Below are 22155 nucleotides of genomic sequence, written 5' to 3' on the forward strand. Positions count from 1 at the left end.
CTTAATGCTGAATTTTTTATCAAAATAATTCAATTTAAAACAACATAAGCCTTATTAAATTAAAATTACTACAACCAAAATCTCTTAATTCAAAATATAATTCAAAAATAAACAATCTTTAAAAACGCTAAAAAACTCCATGTTTCCTACAAACCAAAGGGTTTTTAAACAAAAAAGCAGCGAACTTTTGTTCGCTGCTTTTCCTAATTCAAAATAGTATTCTCTAAAATATTATACCGCGGTATAACCTCCATCGGCAATAATATAACTTCCTGTTGTAAATGATGATTTATCAGAATTCAAGAAAACCACCAATTCAGCAATTTCCTCTGCAGTCCCTAAACGATTCATTGCAGATTTTGCTGCAACAGCATCCATCATATCTTTATTCAAATTATCTTTCAAAAGTGCTGTTTCAATATACCCAGGTCCAACTGCATTACATCTAATATTTTTCTGTGCATATTCTACAGCAATGTTTTTTGTCAAACCGACAACTCCATGCTTAGAAGCTGTATATGCAGGGCTAAGCGGAGCTGCAACCTGCCCATGAATTGAGGCAATGTTTACAATACTTCCACCGCCGTTTTTTTCCATTTGTTCCAATTGATAACGGCAGGCATAAAAAACACCGCTTAAATTTAAAGCAATAACTTTATCCCAAGCTTCTGGCTCATATTCTCCTGTTGGTTTTGCAGGTCCACCCATTCCAGCATTGTTACAAGCAATATCAAGACGGCCGTATTTTGAAACGGTTACCTCAACCATGTGTTTATTATCAATTGCGCTCGACGAATCTCCTTTTACGAAAAAAGCTTCTCCGCCCTTTTCCTTTATAATTTTTACGGTTTCTTCACCATGATCAACATTAATATCAGATACTACTACTTTTGCTCCTTCTCGAGCATATGCTTCTGCAACTGCGCGTCCGATTCCTGAACCGCCGCCAGATACAAATGCTACTTTATTTTCTAAAAGTGACATATTCTTACGATTTAAATTTGTACCCCTAATTTACGAAGATCTACACCGATACTCAAGGTTTGAAAAGAGTTTACAATAACATTAACGCTTACCGCTAATGTTATGTTATTTGACATTAAAATGACCTTATTTTCTATAAAATTTTGTATTATTCATCTTCATCCAATTTCATATTACCACGGTCTTTATGACTTTCTGGATTTGAATTTGGATATCTGTTAGGTGTGATATCAGAATTCCGGTCTTTATTTTCAACCGTCTTTTTTGCTTCTTCTTCAGAAGATACTCCTCGATTTGAATTTGGATTATCTGAGGATACTTTTGGCGTTTTTAATTGAATATCTTCGTTCTCATTTCGAGCTCGGTCAACTATTTTTTTATCGCCATCTGCATCGGTTACGATTTCTTTTTTCAATTTAGCATCCTTTAAATCTTTATCGTGCGAAACGTTTTTTCCTTTAGATTCGTCAATATCTTTCTGCGTTCCGTTTATCTTTTTTGTTCCTAAATTATCCGTTCCCATAATCGTTTTATTTTTTGGTTTCTATTATAATATTACGAATTCTAAATCTTAAAATTAAATGGTTTAACATTGCTTTGGGTTTAAAAGGCAAGATCTTTCATAATTTATTATCTTTATTTACAACATTTTAAGATTATGATTCTTTCTCGATTCATGCTGTTCCCCGTTTTGAACTCATTTTTTGCAGACTATTAATATGCTTTACTTTCGCTTTAATTTTAAGAAAGAAACTATCTTTGCAAAAAATTAAAAATGCACAGACACTTCATTCTTTTTAAACCTTACGGCTACTTAAGCCAATTTATTTATGAATTAAAAAGAAAGAAAAAGCTTTTAGGCGAATTGTATGATTTTCCGGAGGGAATAATGGCAATTGGAAGATTAGATGAAGATTCTGAAGGTTTGCTTTTACTGACCACTGACGGAAAAGTAAGTGAACAAATTAGAAGCAAAAAAGTTGACAAAGAATATTACGTTCAAGTTGACGGCATTATTACTCAAGAAGCAATTGAAGAACTGCAAAAAGGTGTCGAAATTGGTTTTGAAGGCGGTAAATACAAAACAAAACCCTGTTCAGCTTTTATCGTAAATGAAATTCCTGATTTTGGACCAAGAGCCAAAAAAATCAGAGACGAACGCCATGGTCCTACTTCGTGGGCTTCTATTACTGTAAATGAAGGAAAGTTTCGTCAGGTTAGAAAAATGACTGCTGCTGTTGGTTTTCCCACTCTTCGCCTAGTTCGCGTTCGAATAGGAAATGTATATTTGCAAAACCTAAAAGCTGGAGAAGTTCTGGAGGTAAACGATTTTAAATTAGAAAATTTGTCAATTAGATAATTAGATAATTCTTGAACTAAACCCATAACCCATAACCCATAACCCAAAACTCATAACCCAAAACTCATAACCCATAACCCAAAACTCAAAACTCAAAAAAAATGCTAAACGTTGTTCTTGTAGAACCCGAGATACCAAATAACACTGGAAACATAGGAAGATTGTGCGTTGGCACAGAAAGTCGTCTTCATTTGATTCACCCGTTCGGATTTGTTATTAATGATAAAAACCTAAAACGTTCTGGATTGGATTACTGGGTTCATCTTGATGTAACCGAATATCAAAACGTAGAAGAATGGATGGCGCAAATTCCAGATCATTCTCGTGTATTTTTAATGAGTTCTCGTTCTGAAAAGTCTTATTTAGAAAATGAATTTAAAGATGGTGACTGGCTAGTTTTCGGAAAAGAAAGCGTTGGTTTGAGTAAGGAGTTTATGGAGAGATTTGAAAATCATTTAACGATTCCGATGTCACCGCTTATTCGTAGTTTTAATATCGCTAATTCTGTTGCTTTTGTGGTTGGAGAAGCTAAGAGACAAATTGGATTAAAGAAATAATACCTATGGTATCTCTCCTGCAAGGTTTTCAAAACCTTGCAGGAAGACGAAGAAAACTAAGTCACAATAAATTTCCCTTTTTCAGCATCAAAAACGATATGTTCATCTTTGAATAAATTGCTGAAACTTCCGTTTGAAATTAAATTGCAAGGCTGATCCTGAGTAATATTTTCCGGCGTCATGATAATCATTTCATCGCTTAATTGAATCGCCAGATCAATATCGTGTGTTGAAAACAAAATACATTTTTGAGTTTCATGAGTCAGTTTTTTTAATAATTTGAATAAAGAAACTTTGTGCAGTAAATCCAAATGAGTTGTGGGCTCATCTAAAATAATTAATGGTGTATCCTGTGCCAAAGCTCTGGCGATTAAAACCTTCTGCAATTGGCCATCGCTGATTTCGAAATGCTTCTTTGAAGCTAAATGTTCAATCTGTGTGAGCTTCATAGCCTCTTGAACTTTCAGAATATCTTCATTTGATAAAGTGTCAACCCAATTGGTATACGGCTGACGGCCAAGCGCAACTAATTCAAAAACAGAAAGATTGCTCGGAGGTAATTTTTCCGTTAAAACCAAACTCAAATTTTGCGCTAATTCTAAAGGTTTATAGTCGGAAATATTTTTTTCGTTTAAATAGACATTTCCAGATAAAGGCTGCTGAATTCCGGTAAGAGTTCGCAGTAAGGTTGATTTTCCAATGCCGTTTGCTCCTATTAAAGTAATGAGTTTCCCAGATGCTAAATTTAGATTTAGATTTTCAGCAATAAGCGTAAGACCTTTCTTGGATCTATATCCAATATTTAAATCTGATGTCTTTAATATACTTATCATTTTTTTTAAGATTCTAAGTTACTGAGATCCTAGGGCTCTAAGTTTTTTTTTGCCACAGATTAAGAGATTAAAATGATTAAAAAAATCTGTGCTAATCTGTTTAATCTGCGGCAAAAAAATTATTGAAAATTTCTTTTTCTTACCAAAAGCCATATTACAACTGGCGCACCAATTATAGACGTAATTGCATTTATGGGAAGCGTGACATCGAATCCTGGCATTTGTGAAACAATATCACAAAACAACATTATAATCGAACCAAAAAACAAAGTACTCCAAAATAGAATCGTATGATTACTAGTTTGAAAAGTCAGTTTTGCAATATGAGGAACCGCTAAGCCAACAAAAGCAATTGGACCTGCAAAAGCAGTTATACTTCCTGCCAAAATACTGGTAGCGAATATAATAATCAGTCTTGCTCGTTTAAAATTCAAGCCCATACTTTTTGCATAGTTTTCACCTAAAAGTAACGCGTTTAACGGTTTGATGCTATTGGCGCTTAAAAGCAAGCCGATTGCGACACAAAAAGTCAAAATTCCAATTGTTGACCATGAAAGATTTCCAAGACTCCCCATTGACCAGAAAGTGAATTTCTGCAATTGTTCTGCTGTGCTGAAATAGGTTAAGACACTGACAATTGCCGTTGTAAAACTTCCGAACATTAAACCCACAATTAAAATCGCCATGGTATCTCGTAATCTTTGTGAAACTACCAAAACTAAAAGCAAAACTAACGTACTTCCTAAAGTAGATGCCAAAACAATTCCATATGAGGACAAGGCAATTACACTTAAAAAAGACGGCAGAAATCCTGCGCCCAAAATCACAAATGCAACTCCTAAACTCGCGCCAGAACTTAATCCTAAAACATAAGGTCCAGCAAGCGGATTTCGAAATAAAGTCTGCATTAAGAGTCCGCTTATTGAAAGTCCGCTTCCAACTAAAACTGCTGTAATCGCTTTTGGCAGACGATAGTTGATAATAATATATTCCCAAGTTGATTTGGCAGCGTGACCTCCCGTTAAACTTGCAAAAACATCTTTTAAAGGAATCAGGACAGATCCTAAACTAATACTTGCAAAAAACATCAGTAAAAGACCCAAAGCCAAAGTGACAAATAAAATGGTATTTCTTTTCTTATTCGCCAATTTAATTCAGTTTTGATGCAAAAGTAAATTCGTAGCTAGCCAATAAATCGGGATGGAAAATTTTGATATAATCTTTTAAAACTAAATCAGGTCGGCTTGGTGCCAATTCGTAATAAACGGTGCCGCCAGTTGCTCCCAATTTTCCTTCAAAATTATAAACGCTTTTATTTTTAAAAGCGTCGAATTCTCCGTAATGTGGATTTGCTTTTTGCAGTTCATCTAAACTTTTAAATGAACCCGAAGCAATCCAAATGTTGGCCGTTTTGGCTTTGTCTAAAACTTTTTCAAAAGATAAACCTTCGCTTCCAGTTCCTTTTAAATCTGCCCACAAATAATTGGATTTCGCATCTTGCATAAATTGCGCAACCCAGCTGTTTCCTTTGGCAACATACCAAACATCTTCGTACATTGAACCGTACAAAACTTTTGAAGTAGCTGGCTTGTCTGCTACTAATTTTTTAGCCTGATTATAACTCTCTACAATTTTATCAAAAAGTTCCTTGGCTTGATCTTCTTTACCAAACAAAGCACCGTAAAGTTTGATCCATTCTGCTTTTCCAAGTGGGGATTGTTCCATCCAATCACCTTGAATTAAAACTTTTAAACCGCTTTTTTTCAGATTATCCAGCATCGGATTATTATTATCAACTCCAAAAGTTACAATCAAATCTGGAGATAATTCGATTAACTGCTCAATGTTCAGTTTTTCATTTTGTCCAACATTTTTTACGGAACCTTTGTCAATTAATGCTCTCGTTTTTTCTGATGAAATATAATCGGTATGCGGAAATCCGACCAATTTATTTTCCACTTCAAGCATTTCTAAAAACGGAATATTAGTTGTTGAAGTCACAACGACAGAGTTTAACGGAACTTGGACAGTAGTATAAGTTTGAAGGCTGTCTGGAACCTTTGCATCTTTTTCTTTTAAAATATATTTGAAATCTTTATTGGCATTCGGCCATGGATTTGAGACAGTTACAACCGAATAATCCTCATATTTTACGATAGAAAGTCCTGTTGCATATTCGATACTGTTTTTTGCATTTTCAGCTTTTACAATTTCAGCTTTCTCATTCTTCTTACATCCGATAAGAATAAAAAAAGAAGCCGCAAAAATCATTTTAGGTAATAAATGTCTCATGTTTTATGTTTTGGATGAAACAAAGGTAAAGTATTTTATATTTTTTTTGTTTACCTTTATTCTTACAAATTTAAACAATTGTATCTTTACAACATGAATACCACAAAAATGAAAATTTGCTCAAGCTGTGAATCTGAATTCAGCTGTGGAGATATATCTATAGAAAACAAATGCTGGTGTAATGATTACCCGCCAATCTTTAATCTCTCTGAAGGCGGAGATTGTCTTTGCCCTGTCTGCTTCAAAGAAGCCTGCGAAGACAAAATAGAGGCCTACATCGAAACTATTACTCCTCACAATGCTCCGAAAAATAAAGCCATATCTTTGCCCAAAACAGAAAAATTAATCGAAGGCATTGATTATTACATCGAAGATGGTAATATGGTTTTTAAAACTTGGTTTCATCTTAAACGAGGAACCTGCTGCGGAAATGACTGCAGACATTGCCCCTATTAATTGTTAATTATAAATTGTTAGTTGTTAATTATGAAAAACAACATCGTAAAAAATAAAAGTTTTGAATTTGCAATCAGAATTGTCAAACTATATCAGTATCTCAGCAATGATAAAAAAGAATTTATACTTTCCAAACAACTTCTTAGATCAGGAACAAGTATTGGCGCAATGATTCGAGAAGCAGAACATGCCGAAAGTAAAAGTGATTTTATTCATAAATTTGCTATTGCGCAAAAAGAAGCAAATGAGGTTATTTATTGGCTGGAATTATTAAAAGCAACTGATTATTTAAATCAAAAAGAATTTGAAAACATCAACAATGATGCTGTTTCAATTTTAAAATTAATAACCAGCATCATTAAAACATCAAAAAGCCAATTAAGTAAAAGTAGACTTCTTCCCAATTAACCATTAACAATCAACAATTAACAATCAACAATTAAGATGATTTACCTAATTACCGGCGGCGAGCGTTCGGGCAAAAGCAGTTATGCTCAGAAACTTGCTTTGGAACTTTCTAACTCTCCCATATATGTAGCAACTGCTCGAAAATGGGACGATGATTTTCAAAATCGCATAGACCGCCATCAGCAGGAAAGAGACGAGCGCTGGACCAATATTGAAAAAGAAAAATTTTTAAGCGAAATTGATTTTTCTGGTAAAACAGCTTTAATTGACTGCGTAACTCTTTGGCTGACTAACTTTTTTGTCGATCATAAAAATAATGTCGATCTAAGTCTCGAAGAAGCTAAAAAAGAATTCCTCTCAATTGCCAGTCAAAAAGATACTAATTTAATTATTGTAACTAACGAAATTGGAATGGGCGTTCATGCTAGTACAGAAATCGGACGAAAATTTACCGAATTGCAAGGCTGGATGAATCAGTTTCTAGCTTCAAATGCAGATGAAGTAGTTTTGATGGTTTCGGGAATTCCGGTTAAGATAAAAGGAGAAAATTCCAAAATTTAAAATGAGCAATCTAGAAGATATATTAAAATCACGCCGCGACACCCGACATTTTACAACTGATGAAGTTCCTGATGAAGTAATTCAAAAAGCTTTACAGGCTGGACATTGGGCGCCGTCTGTTGGTTTGACTGATGCTACGAGATATTATATTATTAAATCGGATGAAGTAAAGACTTCAATTAAAAAACTATTTTTAGATTACAACAAAAAAGCCGAGGAACTTACCGACAATCCCGAACAAAAAGAACTCTACCGATCGCTCAAATTAGAAGCAATTGAAGAAGCGCCAATCGGGCTTATTATTGCTTATGATCGTTCGGTTTTAAACCAATTTACTATTGGGACTATTGGCAGTAATGAAGCTGTGAAATTTAGTTCGGTTTGTGCGGCTCAGAATATTTGGCTCTCTCTAACTGAACAAGGTTACGGAATGGGCTGGGTTTCGATTCTGAATTATTATCAGTTTAAAAAAATCCTTGCTTTACCTGAGAATATAGAACCGCTTGGTTATTTCTGTATCGGAAAACCAGCAACAAATTATAATAATCAGCCAATGCTGCAGCAATTGCATTGGAAACAAAAATCAGAAGCTCCGATCTGCGCTGAAATCACAGAAATTCATCAAATAAACATTTCTGATTTAAAAGTAAATTCTATAAATGAAATCGAAACTAAACCCGATTTCAACAAACTGCTGCAGGAAAAAATAGATTCAAAAACAAAACCTGTTGGTTCTTTAGGAACATTAGAAACCTTGGCTTTTCAGATGGCAAGTGTTTTTGAAACTTTAAATCCCAAAATTGAAAAACCAAATATTGTTGTTTTTGCTGCAGATCACGGAATCGCTAATCATGGCGTAAGCGATTATCCGCAAGATGTTACGCGACAAATGGTAACTAATTTCCTTGAAGGAGGCGCCGCAATTAATGTTTTCTGCAAACAAAATAATATTGAATTATCAATTGTTGATGCTGGTGTAAATTATGATTTCCCAACAAATGCAAATTTAATTGATGCAAAAATTGCCAAAGGCACTCAATCATTTCTGCATATTCCTGCAATGAGCGAAACCGAAGTTCAATTGTGCTTTGATAAAGGAAAAGATATTATTGAAAGAATTGCTAAAACAGGTTCTAACTGCATTGGATTTGGAGAAATGGGAATAGGAAATACTTCTACAGCTTCTGTTTTAATTAGCCTTTTAACTGATTTTCCTATTGAAGAATGCGTTGGAAAAGGAACTGGAGTTGAAAATGAAAAATTAATTCTGAAACAAAATATTCTAAAAAAAGCACTCGAAAATTATTCCAGTCAAGCCGATTTAATTTCACAGCTTTCTTATTTTGGCGGTTTTGAAATCATACAAATGGCTGGCGGAATGCTGGCTGCCTTTGAAAATAAAATGCTGATTTTAGTTGATGGTTTTATTTGTACCACAGCTTTTTTAATCGCTTATAAAATCAATCCGAATATAAAGCAAAATGCAGTTTTCTGTCATTGCTCTGCAGAAAAAGCACATTCTAAATTGCTAGAATATTTAGATGTCAAGCCCATTTTAAATCTTGATTTACGTTTAGGTGAAGGAACGGGCTGTGCGATTGCTTTTCCACTTCTAAAATCGGCTGAGGCTTTTTTGAATGAAATGGCTAGTTTTGAAAGTGCCGGCATAAGTAGGAAATAGTAATTACTCGAATTCCTAAAAATAATTATGTTTCATTATGATTTATTCTCACTTTTGTCATTTCGACGAAGGAGAAATCTCCATTAGAAGGTCCACAAAGTTGAGCCTCTTTTAGAACGGAATTACTTGCGGAGATTTCTCCTTCGTCGAAATGACATACTAAATGAAAACCCAATCTAAATGAAAAAAGAACTACATATTTTCTTCACCTGTTTAATGTTTTACACCAGAATTCCTTGTCCAAAAAACATAACTCATCATCCTGATTATTTAAATAAAGCCACACGATATTTCCCTTTTATTGGCTGGATTGTTGGAACAATTTCATTTCTGGCTTTCTATCTTTTTTCGCTTTTTCTTTCTACAGAAACTGCTGTAATTTTTGCAATTATTGCTTCTGTTTTAACAACCGGCGCTTTTCACGAAGACGGATTTGCAGATGTCTGTGACGGATTTGGCGGCGGCTGGACCAAAGAAAAAATCCTAATGATTATGAAAGACAGTGCCATTGGCGCTTACGGAGCAATCGGATTGGTTTTACTTTTTTTATTAAAATTCAAACTGCTTGCAGAATCCATTTTACTTTCCACAAATAACATCTTACTAATTTTCCTTTTATTTATTTCTGCTCATTCGTTAAGTCGTTTAGCAGCTATAAGTATCATTTTTACACATGAATATGCTCGTGAAGATGCTTCGAGCAAAAGTAAACCAATTGCGAAGCAATATACTTGGAAAGAAGTTTTTGGCTCATGCTTTTTTGGTTTAATTCCGTTAATTATACTTTCTTATTTTGATTACAAATTAATTTTAGCCATAATTCCTGTATTTATTACAAGATATTTTTTGGCTCGTTATTTTCAAAAATGGATTGGCGGTTATACAGGTGATTGTTTAGGCGCAACACAGCAAGTCTGCGAGGTTATATTTTATCTAAGTATTTTATTTTTATGGAAATTTATCTAGTCCGTCACACCGAGACGATCTGCGAAAAAGGAATCTGTTACGGACAATCTGATTTAAATATTGCAGAACCCTTTGATGAAATATTTGGTAAAATTATTTCAGAATTACCTTCAAAAGCAATGATTTTTTCAAGTCCATTAAAACGTTGTTCAATTCTTGCTAAACATATTCAGGAGAATGTAAATACAATTTCATATCAGGAAGATGATCGTCTAAAGGAAATGAATTTTGGAGATTGGGAATTGAAAAGCTGGGATGAGATTCCGCCCGAACAACTCAATCCGTGGATGGAAGATTTTGTAAATATCAAAGTTTCAAATGGCGAATCGTTTGTAGAGTTACATGAAAGAGTTGGTGACTTTTTAAATGAAATTTCACTGCTAGAAAATCCTATAATTATTGTTTCTCATGCAGGAGTCATCAGAAGTATTTTATGTCATCAGACAGAAACTCCCTTGATAGAAGCTTTTAAAAATAAAGTAAATTTCGGACAAGTTATCAGAATAAAGCTCTAATTTTCTGTAATGTTTTACATTTTGCTTCGAAAAGCTAAACAAATTTTGAATATTCAATATTTTTAACTTTATCTTTGCAGCCAATTAAGGTTGTGTTTTTATAAAACACATTAAAAGGGAATCAAGTAATTTCTTGAGCTGTACCCGCAACTGTAAGCTGAGTTCTTAAACGAATGCTTGTTGTAAACTACAAAACCACTGCTCGCCCATGGCGAATGGGAAGGTAAACAACAAGACGCAAGCCAGGAGACCTGCCTTTGTAACAATATCGAGCTCTCGGGAAAAAGAGTGTAGAAATTATGACTATAAAACTAAGGTTAGCTTTTTGTTTATTATTGTTGTGCCAGATTACTTTGGCGCAGAGCGATTCTATTACCAGTTTGAAAGAAGTTTTTGTTTCAGACAAAAACTTAAAAAAATACTCAGCATCGCAATCTGTTTTAAAACTTAATGATTCCATTATTAATAAAAATGAGGCATTGTTAACTGATTTGCTGAATTTTAATTCTACTTTATATTTTAAAGAATATGGTCGCGGAATGCTTTCGACTGTTTCTTTTAGAGGAACGACTTCTTCCCAAACAGCAGTAATTTGGAACGGAATAAATATTAATTCTCAAATGAATGGAAGCACCGATTTTAATACTATTTCCAGTTCAGATTATAATTCAGTCAGTGTTAAGGCTGGCGGTGGAAGTGTAATTTATGGAAGTGGCGCAATTGGAGGAACCGTTCATTTAAATAATGACTTATCTTTTTTAAATCGTTTTGAAAATAACTTAAGATTAGATTACGGCAGTTTTAATACTATTGGTATTAATTACAAAACATCTATTTCTAACAAAAAATGGAGCACGCAAATTGGTTTTTCAAAAAACAGCTCCACAAACGATTATAAGTATTTGAATCGCTATACTTGGAGAGGCGAACAGCGCTGGAACCAAAACGGGCAGTATGATATTATTACTTTGAATGCAAATGTTGGGTACAAAATAAACGAAAACCATATTTTAAAGCTGTATAGTCAAACTTCAAATACAGACAGAAATACATCTTTAATTGTAGAAACAGAAACCAAAAGCAAGTACGTAAATGGTTTCAACAGAAACCTGCTTGAATACGATGGAAATTTTGGAAAGCTGAAAACCAATTTTAAGACAGCATATATTTTTGAAAATTATCAATACTTTGCTGATAATAGCACTAATAATTTTACGTACGGAAAAACCGAAAATTTGATTACAAAGTTAGATTTAGATTATACTTTATTTAAATCTACTCAGGTCAACGGAATTATAGATTACAGCAGAACAAATGGTTATGGAACTAGTTTTGGAAGTCATGTTCGCGAAATCAGTTCGGCTTCTTTGTTATTAAGGCAAGATATTGGTGATAACTGGAAAAATGAAATTGGTGTTAGAAAAGAATTTACCAATAATTACAAATCACCGCTTTTATTCAATTTAGGCTCTTCTTATAAATTCAATGATTGGTACAATTTAAAGTTGAATATTTCTAGAAATTTCAGAATTCCAACTTACAACGACTTGTATTGGGAAACTGGAGGAAATCCGAACTTGAAACCAGAAAACTCTTATCAGGGAGAAATTGGCAATGCGTTTACATTTAAAAATTTCACTTGGACGCAGAATTTTTATTATATAAAAATAAAAGACATGCTGCAATGGGTGCCTGGAACTGGTGGTATTTGGACACCGCAAAACCAAGATAAAGTCAACAGTTATGGAACTGAAACTTTATTAAGCTGGAGAAAAAATTATGGTAAAAACAATTTTGCAGCAAATGCAACGTATGCTTATACCATATCTCAAGATGAAAAAACCAAAAACCAAATCTTTTTTGTTCCTTTTAATAAAGCAACTGGAGCAGTTTCCTACTCAAGAAATAAAGTAAGCGCTTACTATCAAATTCTTTACAATGGTTTTGTTTATACAACCGCCGATAATAGTAAGGATGAAATTATAAACGATTATTTAATTTCAAATATCGGAATCGATTATGATCTTAAATTTTTAGATTCTTTTAAAATAGGTTTTCAGGTTTTAAATCTTTTAAATAAAGACTATGAAAGCCTAGAAAACAGACCAATGCCAGGTCGCAATTTCAATGTGTATTTAACCTTAAAATTTTAATATATGAAGTTCAGTAAATTACTTTTAATAGCGTTAAGCATTTCGTTATTCGTTTCTTGTTCAAGCGATGATGACGATACTCCAAAAGGCGCTTATGACAATGGTTTTTTTATTTTGAATGAAGGAAGTTCAAGTGTTGGTAGTGTTTCATTCTCTAGCAATGATTTTAGTTTGTTTACAAAAGATGCTTATAAAGCTGAAAATGGAAATGATTTGGTTGGAGGATATTTACAGAATATCTTTTTTGACGGAGATAAAGCTTATATCATTGCAGGTGGTTCCAATGTGATCAATGTTGTAAACAGATATACTTTTAAATTGATTGCAAAAATTGATTCAGGTCTTGCAACTCCAAGATATGGTGTTGTGAAAGATGGAAAAGCTTATGTTACCAACGCAAATACGTATTCGTACATTAATCCAGCAACAGGAGATACTGATGATTTTGTTGCTGTTATTAACTTAGCTACTAATAAAGTAGAGTCAAAAATTGAATTAAACGCAACTGCAAACAGATTAGTTCTAGAAGATGGTAAATTATACATCACTGAACCAAACAGCAGCAGTAAACTTTTAATTGTAAATATTGCTACAAAAGCAGTTGAAACTTTAGAAATTGGATATAGTGCAGATTGTATCGAAGAAGAAAATGGTAATTTATATATTCTTAGAGCGCCATTTTCTGGTAATGGCGAATTAGTAAAAGTTAAATTATCAGACAAATCCGTTTCTAAAATTGGATTCCCAGACAGTTTAGCTGGAGTTGGTCTTATGGATATTGAAGACAACAAAATTTACTATACAGCAGGAACTTCTGTTTATGCAATGGGCATTAACGCAACAGCGCCTTCTACAACAGCAATTGTTACGATAGCTGATAGTTATATATACGGATTTGCAGTAGAAAACAATCGTATTTATGTTGCAGATGCAAAATTCGATAAAGATAGTAAAGCATTCATTTACGACTTAGCTGGAAATCTTCAAAAAGAATTAGCAACCGGTGCAGGATCAAACGGTTTTTACTTTAACGATTAAACTATTTAGAATTAGTTTTTGTTTTTTTTACAAAAAAGGCTTTCATTTCTGAAAGCCTTTTTTATTATTTTGAATTTTACTTAATATAGTTTTGGTACAGTTTTAAGATACATACCATGTTTCAATCCGTTAATGATTTTTGAATCTGTTACGTAAGGAAACTTCGGTTCCAAATCATTAAAAGTTCTTTTAGCAGTTGCTCCCGTAATTTTCGAAATAGCTAAACTAAGTAACGGCTCAGATGTTTCTCCTAAAACGCCATAAGTGCTAACTTGTTCGTTCTGCTCGTATGTTGGCTGTAAACCTTGAGTATAATCTCCAAAATTTGCTGAATTTGTAATCTTTAAAACCAAAGGCTGCATTGCGTATTTATGATTCGGATTTACGTTCTTTTTAGTCAAAGTTTCTGAATCATAAACTGTAAATGAACCTACATTCTTTCCAGTTGTAATTTCTCCAATTTGAACAACATTGATATAAGGTTTTAACCCATTTATCACTAATTCACTTGCAGAAGCTGTACTTTCTGTTGTAATAATATAAACCGTGTTTAAATTTAAACTGTTTAATGATTTTCCATCAATATTATTAACGAATCTTTCATTCAGACTTTCTAAGTCATCACCGCTTAGACCTTCCATTTGTTTAGCATTAAACGTCATTTTTGAAAAAATCTGCCCTGGAAACTGTCCCGTAATCATACTTGCAAGTCTAGTTGAAGATGTAATAGCTCCTCCTCCATTATAACGAAGATCTAAAACTAAATCTGTTACTCCTTGTGCTTTTAATTCGCCAAAAGCTTGATTTAATTTATCATCGTATTCAGAATAAAAACCATTATACATCAAATAACCAATTTTATGACTTCCTGAAGTAATCACTTTATTGATGAAAATTGGATTTTCTTCTAAAACTGTTTTCGTTAAAGCAACCGATTTACCATTCAAAACAAAAGTACTTCCGTTATAATCTGCTAGATTTAAAGTATAGCTATCTTGATTCAATAACAATTGCTGGTAATTAGAAACAGTAAGTTTTGTTCCGTTCACGCTTGTAAACAAATCGCCTCTTTTAATTGCTTTTGTAGAAGCATCAGAATTTGGTATAATATAACGAACATATCCAACAACATCATTTGACCCAGAAGAAATAAGGCTTAGTCTAAAATCGACTCCGTTATTTTTGGTAATACCGCTTAATTCTTGTTCCAAAACAGTATAGTCATCAACAATCCAGCTGAAACGGTCAATAGCCCCTCCGTTCGGGTATTTACTTTCTGGTTTATTCAATAAATCTTCAAACAAATCTTCCGGCTTAGAATAACCTCTTAAAAAAGTATCGAAATCAGGTTGAAGATTACGTCCATCAGCTAAATTAGGCACATCTGCCTGCCATAAATAAACTTCATTTAATCCTCTCCATATAAAATTATTAACTTGTAAGTCTGCTGGAGCTGCAACGTCATCTTGATCTTCACAAGACTGCAAAGAAAAAGCTAGCAAAAAAAGAAAGAGAATACTCTTTAAAGGTGTTTTCATATCAATTGGGTTTCTTAGTGGTATAAACGTAAAAGTAGTATCTTTAGTTTTAGCTTCGTCAAAAAAGCAGTATTTTTTTTACGTAAAAAAAATATTTATTTTTTGTTGTAACAAATATAATTGTACCTCGTCTTGACTATATAAGCTAACGATTAACCATCAGTTTAATGAACCAAGTTGTATTTATAGAATTAATAAATCCTTTTAAAGACAAAGTTTTTCGTCTGGCAAAAAGATTGCTTACAAGTACTGAAGAGGCCGAAGACGCCACTCAGGAAGTAATGGTAAAATTATGGAATAAAAAAGAAAATCTGGAAAACTATAACAGCGTCGAAGCTTTAGCTATGACAATGACTAAAAATTATTGTCTCGACCAATTAAAATCTAAAAGAGCCAGTAATCTGCAGATTGTTCATAATAATTTTACCGACAGGGAACCGCAGTTAGACAAAAAGCTGGAAGATGAAAATAGTCTAGAATGGGTTGAAAAAATTATAAATCAGCTTCCAGAACAAATGCAGCTGCTGATTCAGCTTCGGGATGTTGAACAATATGAATTTGACGAAATAGCGAAAATTGTCAATATGAACGAAACTGCAATACGAGTGGCACTTTCGAGAGCGAGAAAAAAAATTAGAGAATCAATGACAAATACACACCTTTATGGAACTAAATAAAATAGAAAATCTATTAGAAAAATACTTTCAGGGAGAAACAACGATTGCCGAAGAAAAAGAATTAAGAGAATACTTTTCTTCACCAAATGTTGCGCAGCATTTGGAGCAGTACAAGTCTATGTTTGGCTATTTCTCTCTAGCAAAAGAACAGAAATCGACGTATGAAATTCCACTACAAACTAAAAAACGAAATGTGGCGTGGTTATCGATTGCGGCTTCAGCTGTGATTTTGCTGGGAATTGGAACCTATTATTTTGCAAGCGAACAAAGTACTACTACTACTGCCGTAGCTTCTAAAACAGAATTAGGAACCTACGATGATCCCGAAGAGGCGCTAAAAGCGACACAAAAAGCTTTGGCTTTATTATCAAACAATGTTAATGTAGGTATTGAAAGTGTACAGTACATTAAAGAATACGAACAATCAAAAAACAAAATTTTTAAACAGTAATTAAATTTAAATCAAATGAAAAATTTCATCATAACTCTAGTTTTCGCATTTGTTACAAACGTTTTTTATGCACAAGGTGCTTTTGACAAATTTGATGGTCAAGACGATGTAACCTCTGTAATTGTAAACAAAAAAATGTTCGATTTAATGAGCAAGGTAAAAGTTGATGCTTCTGATAAACAGACACAACAATACATTGCTTTAATTAAAAAATTAGATTATTTAAAAGTGTTTACCACTAAAAATCCAAAAATTGAAGCAGAAATGAAAGCTTCAGCAGACAAATACATTAAAACTGCAGGCCTTGAAGAATTGATGCGTGTAAATGACAGCGGTAAAAATGTTAGAATCATGGTAAAATCTGGCGCATCAGATACGCAGATAAGAGAATTGTTAATGTATGTTGACGGTGCTAAAAACGATGAGACTGTTTTATTATCTTTAACTGGTAATTTTGATCTAAACGAAATCTCAGTATTAACAGATAAAATGCAGCTTCCAGGAGGTTCTGATTTAAAGAAAGCTTCTAAAGGCAAAAAATAAAATGAAGACAACTATTTTCACCTTAGCACTTATAGCTTTGCTAACTTTAGGAAGCTGTAACTCTGAACCAACATTACAAAAGTATTTTGTTGAAAACACAGAAAACAAAGATTTTATAGCATTGGATATTTCACCTAATATTTTAAATCTTGAAAAAACGAAACTTTCAGCAGAACAAACTGAAGCGGTAAATTCTTTCGAAAAAATGAATATTCTGGCTTTTAAAGCAAATGATAAAAATCAGGCGCAGTTTGATACAGAGAGAACAAAAGTCAATGCCATATTAAAAAATCCAAAATATGAACAATTAATGAAGTTTGGATCTGGTAAAGACGGAGCTTCTATTAGTTATGTAGGATCAGAAGACAACATTAAAGAATTTGTTATATTCCTTAATCGAAAAGAAACTGGCTTTGCTGTAGTCCGTGTTTTAGGTGAAGATATGAATCCGAATAATATTATGACATTAATGTCTGTTTTACAAAAATCTAAAATAGATATGGATCAATTGAAACCATTAGAACAACTTATTAAAAAATAACATCTTACTTTTTAAACCAAAAAAGCTCCAATAAATTGGAGCTTTTTTTATAGCCCGTTAATAACAAGGCTTTTACAAAATCACAATATTAACAAATATTTTTCTACATTTACATCCAACATAACCTTTAAATACCACTAATGAAAACACCAAAAATTCTCTTTCTTTTTTTAGTTTTAGTTCTAAACAGCTGTTCAAGCGATAACAGTGAAAATCCAGAAGATCCAACCGTTCCAACATCAAAATTTGCAATGACTGCTAAAATTGATGGAACTTTGTGGGAAATGAACAATCCGTTCAATTCAAATTTTGCAACAAAACCATTATATACCTACTATCCTACATCTGAATATATTCAATTACAGGGGAGAAAAGGTGTAGATGAAATAATTTTATATATTAAAAGAAGCGATCTAAAAATTGGCACTTATCCTATCACGCCAGAAACTTATGATGCCTCAAAAACACAAATTCAATTTATCTTTAATACAAAACCAAAAAACCAATATGTCGCCAAAGGAACTTTGTCTATAACTTCAATTGATTTAAATACAAAAATCGTCGCAGGAACCTTTTCTTTTAATTGCGTTGAAGATTATTCAAAGCCAATTGGTGCAGATAATCCAGTTACAACACAAGTTACAGATGGTACTTTTAATTATAAATATGATGTTGCCTACTAAGGAACAAAAAACAAAAAAGCTCCAATTTTCATTGGAGCTTTTTTTATATCAGAATTTGAGATTATTTACTCAAATACATTTTTCTTCTAGAGTACAATTCGTAGAATTGATCGTCTTTTAAGTCATCAATAAACAAGATGCTTTCTCCTGTAGATTTCATTTCTGGTCCTAACGCCTTGTTTACGTTCGGAAACTTGCTGAAAGAGAAAACTGGCTGCTTAATTGCATATCCTTTTAATTGCGGATTAAAATCAAAGTCAGTTACTTTATTGTGGCCTAACATTACTTTTGTAGCGTAGTTTACATAAGGTTCTCCGTAAGCTTTTGCAATAAATGGAACCGTTCTAGAAGCTCTTGGATTTGCCTCGATAATGTAAACTGTATCGTCTTTTATCGCAAACTGAATATTAATTAGACCTACAGTTTTTAAAGCTCTCGCAATTTTATGTGTATGATCTTTAATTTGCTGCATTACAAATTCTCCTAAGTTAAAAGGAGGTAATGTCGCGTTACTATCTCCAGAGTGAACTCCACAAGGCTCAATGTGCTCCATAATACCAATGATGTAAACATTTCCATCAGCATCACAAATGGCATCAGCTTCAGCTTCAATCGCTCCAGCTAAATAGTGATCCAAAAGTAATTTGTTTCCTGGAATTGTTTTCAACAAATCGATAACGTGTTCTTCAAGTTCTTTTTTGTTGATTACAATTTTCATTCCCTGACCTCCTAATACATAAGAAGGACGAATTAAAAGTGGGAAATCTAAACTATCAGCTAAGTTCGAAGCTTCGTCTGCCGTTTCAGCGATTCCGAATCTTGGGAAAGGAATATTTAATTCAGTTAATAAGTCTGAGAAACGTCCTCTATCTTCAGCTAAATCAAGTGCATCAAAACTAGTTCCGATGATTTTTACACCATATTTAGATAATTTGTCTGCTAATTTAAGAGCTGTTTGTCCACCAAGCTGTACGATTACACCTTCTGGTTTTTCGTGCTGGATGATATCGTAAATATGTTCCCAGAAAACTGGCTCAAAGTATAATTTATCAGCAGTATCAAAATCTGTAGAAACCGTTTCAGGGTTACAGTTAATCATGATTGTTTCGTAACCGCATTCTTTTGCTGCTAAAACTCCATGCACACAAGAATAATCAAACTCAATTCCCTGACCAATTCTGTTTGGTCCAGAGCCTAGAACGATAACTTTCTTTTTATCTGTAACAATACTTTCGTTATCAACAAAACGTTCTCCATTTGCTTTTTCTATTTCAGCCTCAAAAGTTGAATAGTAGTAAGGAGTCAGTGCTTTAAACTCAGCTGCACAAGTATCAACCAGTTTAAACACACGGTTAATGTTTTGCTCCATACGTAAAGAATGTACTTCACTTTCCAGACAGTTCATCATGTGAGCAATTTGTCTGTCTGCAAAACCTTTTTGTTTTGCTTCAAGTAATAATTCTTTAGGAAGATTAGAAACTTTATAGTTTGAAATTTCTTTCTCTAAAACATAAAGTTCTTCGTATTGTTTTAAGAACCACATATCGATTCTTGTAATTTCATGAATTCTGCTCAACGGAATTCCCATTGCGATTGCATCATAAATTACAAATACTCTATCCCAGCTTGCGTATGTAAGCTTTTCGATAATCTGCTCGTAATCTTTATATCCTTTTCCGTCAGCCCCTAACCCATTTCTTTTAATTTCTAAAGATTGAGTTGCTTTGTGAAGCGCTTCCTGAAAAGAGCGCCCGATTCCCATAACTTCACCTACAGATTTCATCTGAAGACCTAAAGTTCTGTCTGATCCTTCAAACTTATCAAAGTTCCAACGTGGTATTTTTACGATTACATAATCTAAAGTTGGTTCAAAAAGAGCCGAAGTCGATTTTGTAATTTGATTTTGTAATTCATCTAAGTTGTATCCTAAAGCCAGTTTAGAAGCAATTTTAGCAATTGGGTAACCAGTTGCTTTTGATGCTAATGCAGAAGAACGAGAAACACGAGGGTTAATCTCGATTGCTACGATATCTTCTTTTTCGTCTGGCGAAACTGCGAATTGTACGTTACATCCTCCAGCAAAGTTTCCGATACTTCTCATCATCAAGATTGCGTAATCTCTCAGTTTTTGGAAAGTTGTATCAGATAAAGTCATTGCAGGCGCAACTGTAATCGAATCTCCAGTATGGATTCCCATTGGGTCCATATTTTCGATTGAACAGATAATTACAACATTATCGTTTTTATCTCTTAAAAGCTCTAATTCGTATTCTTTCCATCCCATCAAAGCTTTATCAATTAAAACTTCGTGAATTGGCGAAGCTTCAAGACCTCTTGTTAAAAGCTCATCAAAATCTTCTTTTTTGTAAACTACTGCAGCCCCTGTTCCTCCAAGTGTAAACGATGGACGAATTACAAGTGGAAAACCAAATTCCTGAGCAATTTCTTTTCCTTCTAAATATGAAGTAGCCGTTTTTGCAGGTGCAGTTGGTACATTGATTTTTTCTAAAAGCTGTTTAAACTGCTCTCTGTCTTCTGTAATATTAATTGCGTTTACATCAACTCCAATTAATCTTACTCCGAAATCCTGCCAGATTCCTTTTTCTTCCGCTTCCAAACACAAGTTCAAAGCTGTTTGTCCTCCCATTGTTGGTAAAACAGCATCAATTTGTGGATGTTCCTTAAGAATCTCAATAATCGATTTTGTCGTTAATGGTTTCAAATAAATATGATCGGCCATAGATGGGTCGGTCATAATCGTCGCTGGATTTGAGTTAATCAAGATAACTTCAATTCCTTCTTCACGAATAGAACGTGCAGATTGAGAACCTGCATAGTCGAATTCGCAAGCTTGACCAATAACAATAGGTCCCGAACCTATTATTAAAACGGATTTAATTGATGTGTCTTTAGGCATTTTGTATGTATTGTGTAGTTATATAAAGTACTTCTAAAAAACATTCGTAGTCTATTCTAAACTAGAATGTTGCAAAAATTTTTACCGACAAGGTATAAAAAAAGGCGATACTAAAAAAGTAATCGCCTTATGTATGTTTATACAAACATTATTTTTTGTGTCTAGGTTCGCTAGAAACAGTTAATTTATGTCTTCCTTTTGCTCTTCTACGCGCTAGAACTTTTCTTCCATTCGCAGAAGCCATTCTGTCCATAAATCCGTGCTTATTTCTTCTTTTTCTTTTCGATGGTTGAAATGTTCTTTTGCTCATTGTTTTGTATCTTTAAAATGGTATCTAATATCTCTTTTTCTAGTTTTCAATATCGTTGCTCAAAAACCGAGTGCAAATATACAAAGACTTTTTTTTCTGGCAAGTAGTTTTATAAAAATATTTTTAATTCCTTTTACTATCTTTGCAATCACAAATTTACATTAATTATGTTTCACAAAAATATTAAACTTATTTTGGCCGGACTTCTTGTTGTAGCTGGCATTTGGCAATTTACAGAAAGTAATATCGGAAATGGTATTTTCCTTATTTTACTAACTGCGATTCCAATTTTTCTTTATTTTAAAAACGAATTTATCCTTTTAGCTTTCCTAAAATTAAGAAAACAAGATTTTGAAGGTGCTAAAAAATGGCTATCATATATTAAAAATCCAGAAGGGGCATTAGTAAGAAAGCAGCAAGGTTACTTAAATTATTTACAAGGAATCATGCTTTCTCAAACAAATATCAACCAAGCTGAGAAACATTTCAAAAAAGCTATCGAACTTGGACTATCAATGGACATGGATTTAGCTGTAGCTAAATTGAACCTTGCAGGGGTTGCCATGTCACGCAGAAGAAAACTTGAAGCAACTAATTTATTAAACGAAGCTAAAAAATTAGACAAACAAGGAATGCTGAAAGAACAAATTTCTATGATGAAAGAACAAATGAAGAAAATCTAACGATTTTT

Annotated in this window: 24 protein-coding genes and 1 riboswitch; of the genes, 16 read left to right on the forward strand and 8 right to left on the reverse strand. The window is 33.3% G+C overall.

The window, feature by feature from the left end; genetic code table 11:
* Nucleotides 1-231: 231 nt before the first annotated feature.
* Both QMG60_RS00395 and QMG60_RS00400 read right to left on the reverse strand, forming a co-directional pair.
* Nucleotides 232-984 carry a glucose 1-dehydrogenase gene (locus tag QMG60_RS00395; RefSeq protein WP_281866522.1) on the reverse strand — a complete coding sequence of 251 codons (753 nt, stop codon included), beginning with the start codon at nucleotides 982-984 and terminating at the stop codon, nucleotides 232-234.
* Nucleotides 985-1132: 148 nt separating this feature from the next.
* A complete protein-coding gene (locus QMG60_RS00400; protein ID WP_134142513.1) occupies nucleotides 1133-1507 on the reverse strand; it encodes a hypothetical protein in 375 nt (124 codons plus the stop codon).
* A 252-nt stretch (nucleotides 1508-1759) separates the two neighbouring features.
* Here QMG60_RS00400 and QMG60_RS00405 point away from each other — a divergent pair, with 252 nt between their 5' ends.
* The gene (locus tag QMG60_RS00405) at nucleotides 1760-2344 is read left to right on the forward strand and encodes a pseudouridine synthase (protein WP_281866524.1); all 585 of its coding nucleotides are present in this window, start codon (nucleotides 1760-1762) and stop codon (nucleotides 2342-2344) included.
* 101 nt (nucleotides 2345-2445) lie between these two features.
* Entirely contained in the window at nucleotides 2446-2901 is a 456-nt protein-coding gene (locus tag QMG60_RS00410) for a tRNA (cytidine(34)-2'-O)-methyltransferase (RefSeq protein ID WP_281866526.1), read from the forward strand.
* A gap of 56 nt (nucleotides 2902-2957) precedes the next feature.
* Here the strand turns inward: QMG60_RS00410 and QMG60_RS00415 are convergent, their stop codons facing one another.
* The 3 genes from QMG60_RS00415 to QMG60_RS00425 all read right to left on the reverse strand — a co-directional run bounded on the left by QMG60_RS00415 (nucleotide 2958) and on the right by QMG60_RS00425 (nucleotide 6026).
* On the reverse strand, nucleotides 2958-3734 hold the full coding sequence (locus QMG60_RS00415) for an ABC transporter ATP-binding protein (protein WP_281866527.1): 777 nt from the start codon (nucleotides 3732-3734) through the stop codon (nucleotides 2958-2960).
* Nucleotides 3735-3853: 119 nt separating this feature from the next.
* Nucleotides 3854-4822 carry an iron ABC transporter permease gene (locus tag QMG60_RS00420; protein WP_281867916.1) on the reverse strand — a complete coding sequence of 323 codons (969 nt, stop codon included), beginning with the start codon at nucleotides 4820-4822 and terminating at the stop codon, nucleotides 3854-3856.
* Nucleotides 4823-4883: 61 nt separating this feature from the next.
* A complete protein-coding gene (locus QMG60_RS00425; RefSeq protein ID WP_281866529.1) occupies nucleotides 4884-6026 on the reverse strand; it encodes an ABC transporter substrate-binding protein in 1143 nt (380 codons plus the stop codon).
* Nucleotides 6027-6119: 93 nt separating this feature from the next.
* Here QMG60_RS00425 and QMG60_RS00430 point away from each other — a divergent pair, with 93 nt between their 5' ends.
* The 8 genes from QMG60_RS00430 to QMG60_RS00465 all read left to right on the forward strand — a co-directional run bounded on the left by QMG60_RS00430 (nucleotide 6120) and on the right by QMG60_RS00465 (nucleotide 13804).
* Nucleotides 6120-6482, forward strand: coding sequence for a DUF5522 domain-containing protein (locus tag QMG60_RS00430; RefSeq protein ID WP_057117781.1), 363 nt, complete (start codon nucleotides 6120-6122; stop codon nucleotides 6480-6482).
* A gap of 30 nt (nucleotides 6483-6512) precedes the next feature.
* Entirely contained in the window at nucleotides 6513-6890 is a 378-nt protein-coding gene (locus tag QMG60_RS00435) for a four helix bundle protein (protein WP_281866530.1), read from the forward strand.
* Nucleotides 6891-6926: 36 nt separating this feature from the next.
* Entirely contained in the window at nucleotides 6927-7451 is a 525-nt protein-coding gene (cobU, locus tag QMG60_RS00440; protein WP_281866531.1) for a bifunctional adenosylcobinamide kinase/adenosylcobinamide-phosphate guanylyltransferase, read from the forward strand.
* Between the two features lies 1 nt (nucleotide 7452).
* Complete coding sequence (cobT, locus tag QMG60_RS00445; protein WP_281866532.1) at nucleotides 7453-9132, forward strand: nicotinate-nucleotide--dimethylbenzimidazole phosphoribosyltransferase; 1680 nt, start codon at nucleotides 7453-7455, stop codon at nucleotides 9130-9132.
* Nucleotides 9133-9312: 180 nt separating this feature from the next.
* Nucleotides 9313-10098 carry an adenosylcobinamide-GDP ribazoletransferase gene (locus QMG60_RS00450; protein ID WP_281866533.1) on the forward strand — a complete coding sequence of 262 codons (786 nt, stop codon included), beginning with the start codon at nucleotides 9313-9315 and terminating at the stop codon, nucleotides 10096-10098.
* The gene (cobC, locus tag QMG60_RS00455) at nucleotides 10083-10613 is read left to right on the forward strand and encodes an alpha-ribazole phosphatase (protein WP_281866535.1); all 531 of its coding nucleotides are present in this window, start codon (nucleotides 10083-10085) and stop codon (nucleotides 10611-10613) included. The genes QMG60_RS00450 and cobC overlap by 16 nt, the downstream gene beginning before the upstream one ends.
* A 70-nt stretch (nucleotides 10614-10683) precedes the next feature.
* Nucleotides 10684-10887: riboswitch (cobalamin riboswitch) on the forward strand.
* 25 nt (nucleotides 10888-10912) lie between these two features.
* Complete coding sequence (locus QMG60_RS00460) at nucleotides 10913-12766, forward strand: TonB-dependent receptor (RefSeq protein WP_281866537.1); 1854 nt, start codon at nucleotides 10913-10915, stop codon at nucleotides 12764-12766.
* A gap of 3 nt (nucleotides 12767-12769) precedes the next feature.
* Complete coding sequence (locus tag QMG60_RS00465; protein ID WP_057117775.1) at nucleotides 12770-13804, forward strand: DUF5074 domain-containing protein; 1035 nt, start codon at nucleotides 12770-12772, stop codon at nucleotides 13802-13804.
* Between the two features lie 80 nt (nucleotides 13805-13884).
* Here the strand turns inward: QMG60_RS00465 and QMG60_RS00470 are convergent, their stop codons facing one another.
* Nucleotides 13885-15342: a S41 family peptidase gene (locus QMG60_RS00470; RefSeq protein WP_281866539.1), complete on the reverse strand. Its 1458-nt coding sequence runs from the start codon at nucleotides 15340-15342 to the stop codon at nucleotides 13885-13887.
* Nucleotides 15343-15509: 167 nt separating this feature from the next.
* Here QMG60_RS00470 and QMG60_RS00475 point away from each other — a divergent pair, with 167 nt between their 5' ends.
* From QMG60_RS00475 to QMG60_RS00495, 5 genes are all read left to right on the forward strand, one after another.
* On the forward strand, nucleotides 15510-16019 hold the full coding sequence (locus QMG60_RS00475; protein ID WP_057117773.1) for a sigma-70 family RNA polymerase sigma factor: 510 nt from the start codon (nucleotides 15510-15512) through the stop codon (nucleotides 16017-16019).
* Entirely contained in the window at nucleotides 16006-16470 is a 465-nt protein-coding gene (locus tag QMG60_RS00480; RefSeq protein ID WP_057117772.1) for a hypothetical protein, read from the forward strand. Before QMG60_RS00475 ends, QMG60_RS00480 begins: the two co-directional genes overlap by 14 nt.
* Nucleotides 16471-16485: 15 nt before the next feature.
* Nucleotides 16486-17013 (forward strand): DUF4252 domain-containing protein, encoded by a 528-nt coding sequence (locus QMG60_RS00485; protein WP_057117771.1) that lies wholly within the window; start codon nucleotides 16486-16488, stop codon nucleotides 17011-17013.
* A 1-nt stretch (nucleotide 17014) separates the two neighbouring features.
* Nucleotides 17015-17554 carry a DUF4252 domain-containing protein gene (locus QMG60_RS00490; RefSeq protein ID WP_281866540.1) on the forward strand — a complete coding sequence of 180 codons (540 nt, stop codon included), beginning with the start codon at nucleotides 17015-17017 and terminating at the stop codon, nucleotides 17552-17554.
* A 140-nt stretch (nucleotides 17555-17694) separates the two neighbouring features.
* Nucleotides 17695-18237 carry a DUF6252 family protein gene (locus tag QMG60_RS00495; RefSeq protein ID WP_281866541.1) on the forward strand — a complete coding sequence of 181 codons (543 nt, stop codon included), beginning with the start codon at nucleotides 17695-17697 and terminating at the stop codon, nucleotides 18235-18237.
* Between the two features lie 61 nt (nucleotides 18238-18298).
* Here the strand turns inward: QMG60_RS00495 and carB are convergent, their stop codons facing one another.
* Both carB and rpmH read right to left on the reverse strand, forming a co-directional pair.
* Nucleotides 18299-21154, reverse strand: a complete 2856-nt coding sequence (gene carB, locus QMG60_RS00500) for a carbamoyl-phosphate synthase large subunit (RefSeq protein ID WP_057117768.1) — start codon at nucleotides 21152-21154, stop codon at nucleotides 18299-18301.
* Nucleotides 21155-21302: 148 nt separating this feature from the next.
* Nucleotides 21303-21464, reverse strand: a complete 162-nt coding sequence (gene rpmH, locus QMG60_RS00505; protein WP_008464848.1) for a 50S ribosomal protein L34 — start codon at nucleotides 21462-21464, stop codon at nucleotides 21303-21305.
* A gap of 167 nt (nucleotides 21465-21631) precedes the next feature.
* On the opposite strand from rpmH, the gene QMG60_RS00510 reads away from it, so the two are divergent.
* Complete coding sequence (locus QMG60_RS00510; RefSeq protein WP_057117767.1) at nucleotides 21632-22147, forward strand: hypothetical protein; 516 nt, start codon at nucleotides 21632-21634, stop codon at nucleotides 22145-22147.
* Nucleotides 22148-22155 lie beyond the last annotated feature (8 nt).

It is taken from the genome of Flavobacterium sp. GSB-24 (genome assembly GCF_027924665.1).
Lineage (GTDB): Bacteria > Bacteroidota > Bacteroidia > Flavobacteriales > Flavobacteriaceae > Flavobacterium.

What these genes read in the sequence shown, in the direction of transcription:
- QMG60_RS00425 (WP_281866529.1), bottom strand. Translation starts at nt 6,026, where the DNA reads ATGAGACATTTATTACCTAAAATGATTTTTGCGGCTTCTTTTTTTATT.
- QMG60_RS00410 (WP_281866526.1), top strand. Translation starts at nt 2,446, where the DNA reads ATGCTAAACGTTGTTCTTGTAGAACCCGAGATACCAAATAACACTGGA.
- carB (WP_057117768.1), bottom strand. Translation starts at nt 21,154, where the DNA reads ATGCCTAAAGACACATCAATTAAATCCGTTTTAATAATAGGTTCGGGA.
- QMG60_RS00420 (WP_281867916.1), bottom strand. Translation starts at nt 4,822, where the DNA reads ATGTTTTTTGCAAGTATTAGTTTAGGATCTGTCCTGATTCCTTTAAAA.
- QMG60_RS00475 (WP_057117773.1), top strand. Translation starts at nt 15,510, where the DNA reads ATGAACCAAGTTGTATTTATAGAATTAATAAATCCTTTTAAAGACAAA.
- QMG60_RS00450 (WP_281866533.1), top strand. Translation starts at nt 9,313, where the DNA reads ATGAAAAAAGAACTACATATTTTCTTCACCTGTTTAATGTTTTACACC.
- QMG60_RS00400 (WP_134142513.1), bottom strand. Translation starts at nt 1,507, where the DNA reads ATGGGAACGGATAATTTAGGAACAAAAAAGATAAACGGAACGCAGAAA.
- cobC (WP_281866535.1), top strand. Translation starts at nt 10,083, where the DNA reads ATGGAAATTTATCTAGTCCGTCACACCGAGACGATCTGCGAAAAAGGA.
- QMG60_RS00480 (WP_057117772.1), top strand. Translation starts at nt 16,006, where the DNA reads ATGGAACTAAATAAAATAGAAAATCTATTAGAAAAATACTTTCAGGGA.
- QMG60_RS00465 (WP_057117775.1), top strand. Translation starts at nt 12,770, where the DNA reads ATGAAGTTCAGTAAATTACTTTTAATAGCGTTAAGCATTTCGTTATTC.
- QMG60_RS00415 (WP_281866527.1), bottom strand. Translation starts at nt 3,734, where the DNA reads ATGATAAGTATATTAAAGACATCAGATTTAAATATTGGATATAGATCC.
- QMG60_RS00430 (WP_057117781.1), top strand. Translation starts at nt 6,120, where the DNA reads ATGAATACCACAAAAATGAAAATTTGCTCAAGCTGTGAATCTGAATTC.
- QMG60_RS00490 (WP_281866540.1), top strand. Translation starts at nt 17,015, where the DNA reads ATGAAGACAACTATTTTCACCTTAGCACTTATAGCTTTGCTAACTTTA.
- QMG60_RS00405 (WP_281866524.1), top strand. Translation starts at nt 1,760, where the DNA reads ATGCACAGACACTTCATTCTTTTTAAACCTTACGGCTACTTAAGCCAA.
- QMG60_RS00470 (WP_281866539.1), bottom strand. Translation starts at nt 15,342, where the DNA reads ATGAAAACACCTTTAAAGAGTATTCTCTTTCTTTTTTTGCTAGCTTTT.
- cobU (WP_281866531.1), top strand. Translation starts at nt 6,927, where the DNA reads ATGATTTACCTAATTACCGGCGGCGAGCGTTCGGGCAAAAGCAGTTAT.
- rpmH (WP_008464848.1), bottom strand. Translation starts at nt 21,464, where the DNA reads ATGAGCAAAAGAACATTTCAACCATCGAAAAGAAAAAGAAGAAATAAG.
- QMG60_RS00435 (WP_281866530.1), top strand. Translation starts at nt 6,513, where the DNA reads ATGAAAAACAACATCGTAAAAAATAAAAGTTTTGAATTTGCAATCAGA.
- QMG60_RS00510 (WP_057117767.1), top strand. Translation starts at nt 21,632, where the DNA reads ATGTTTCACAAAAATATTAAACTTATTTTGGCCGGACTTCTTGTTGTA.
- QMG60_RS00460 (WP_281866537.1), top strand. Translation starts at nt 10,913, where the DNA reads ATGACTATAAAACTAAGGTTAGCTTTTTGTTTATTATTGTTGTGCCAG.
- QMG60_RS00485 (WP_057117771.1), top strand. Translation starts at nt 16,486, where the DNA reads ATGAAAAATTTCATCATAACTCTAGTTTTCGCATTTGTTACAAACGTT.
- QMG60_RS00495 (WP_281866541.1), top strand. Translation starts at nt 17,695, where the DNA reads ATGAAAACACCAAAAATTCTCTTTCTTTTTTTAGTTTTAGTTCTAAAC.
- QMG60_RS00395 (WP_281866522.1), bottom strand. Translation starts at nt 984, where the DNA reads ATGTCACTTTTAGAAAATAAAGTAGCATTTGTATCTGGCGGCGGTTCA.
- cobT (WP_281866532.1), top strand. Translation starts at nt 7,453, where the DNA reads ATGAGCAATCTAGAAGATATATTAAAATCACGCCGCGACACCCGACAT.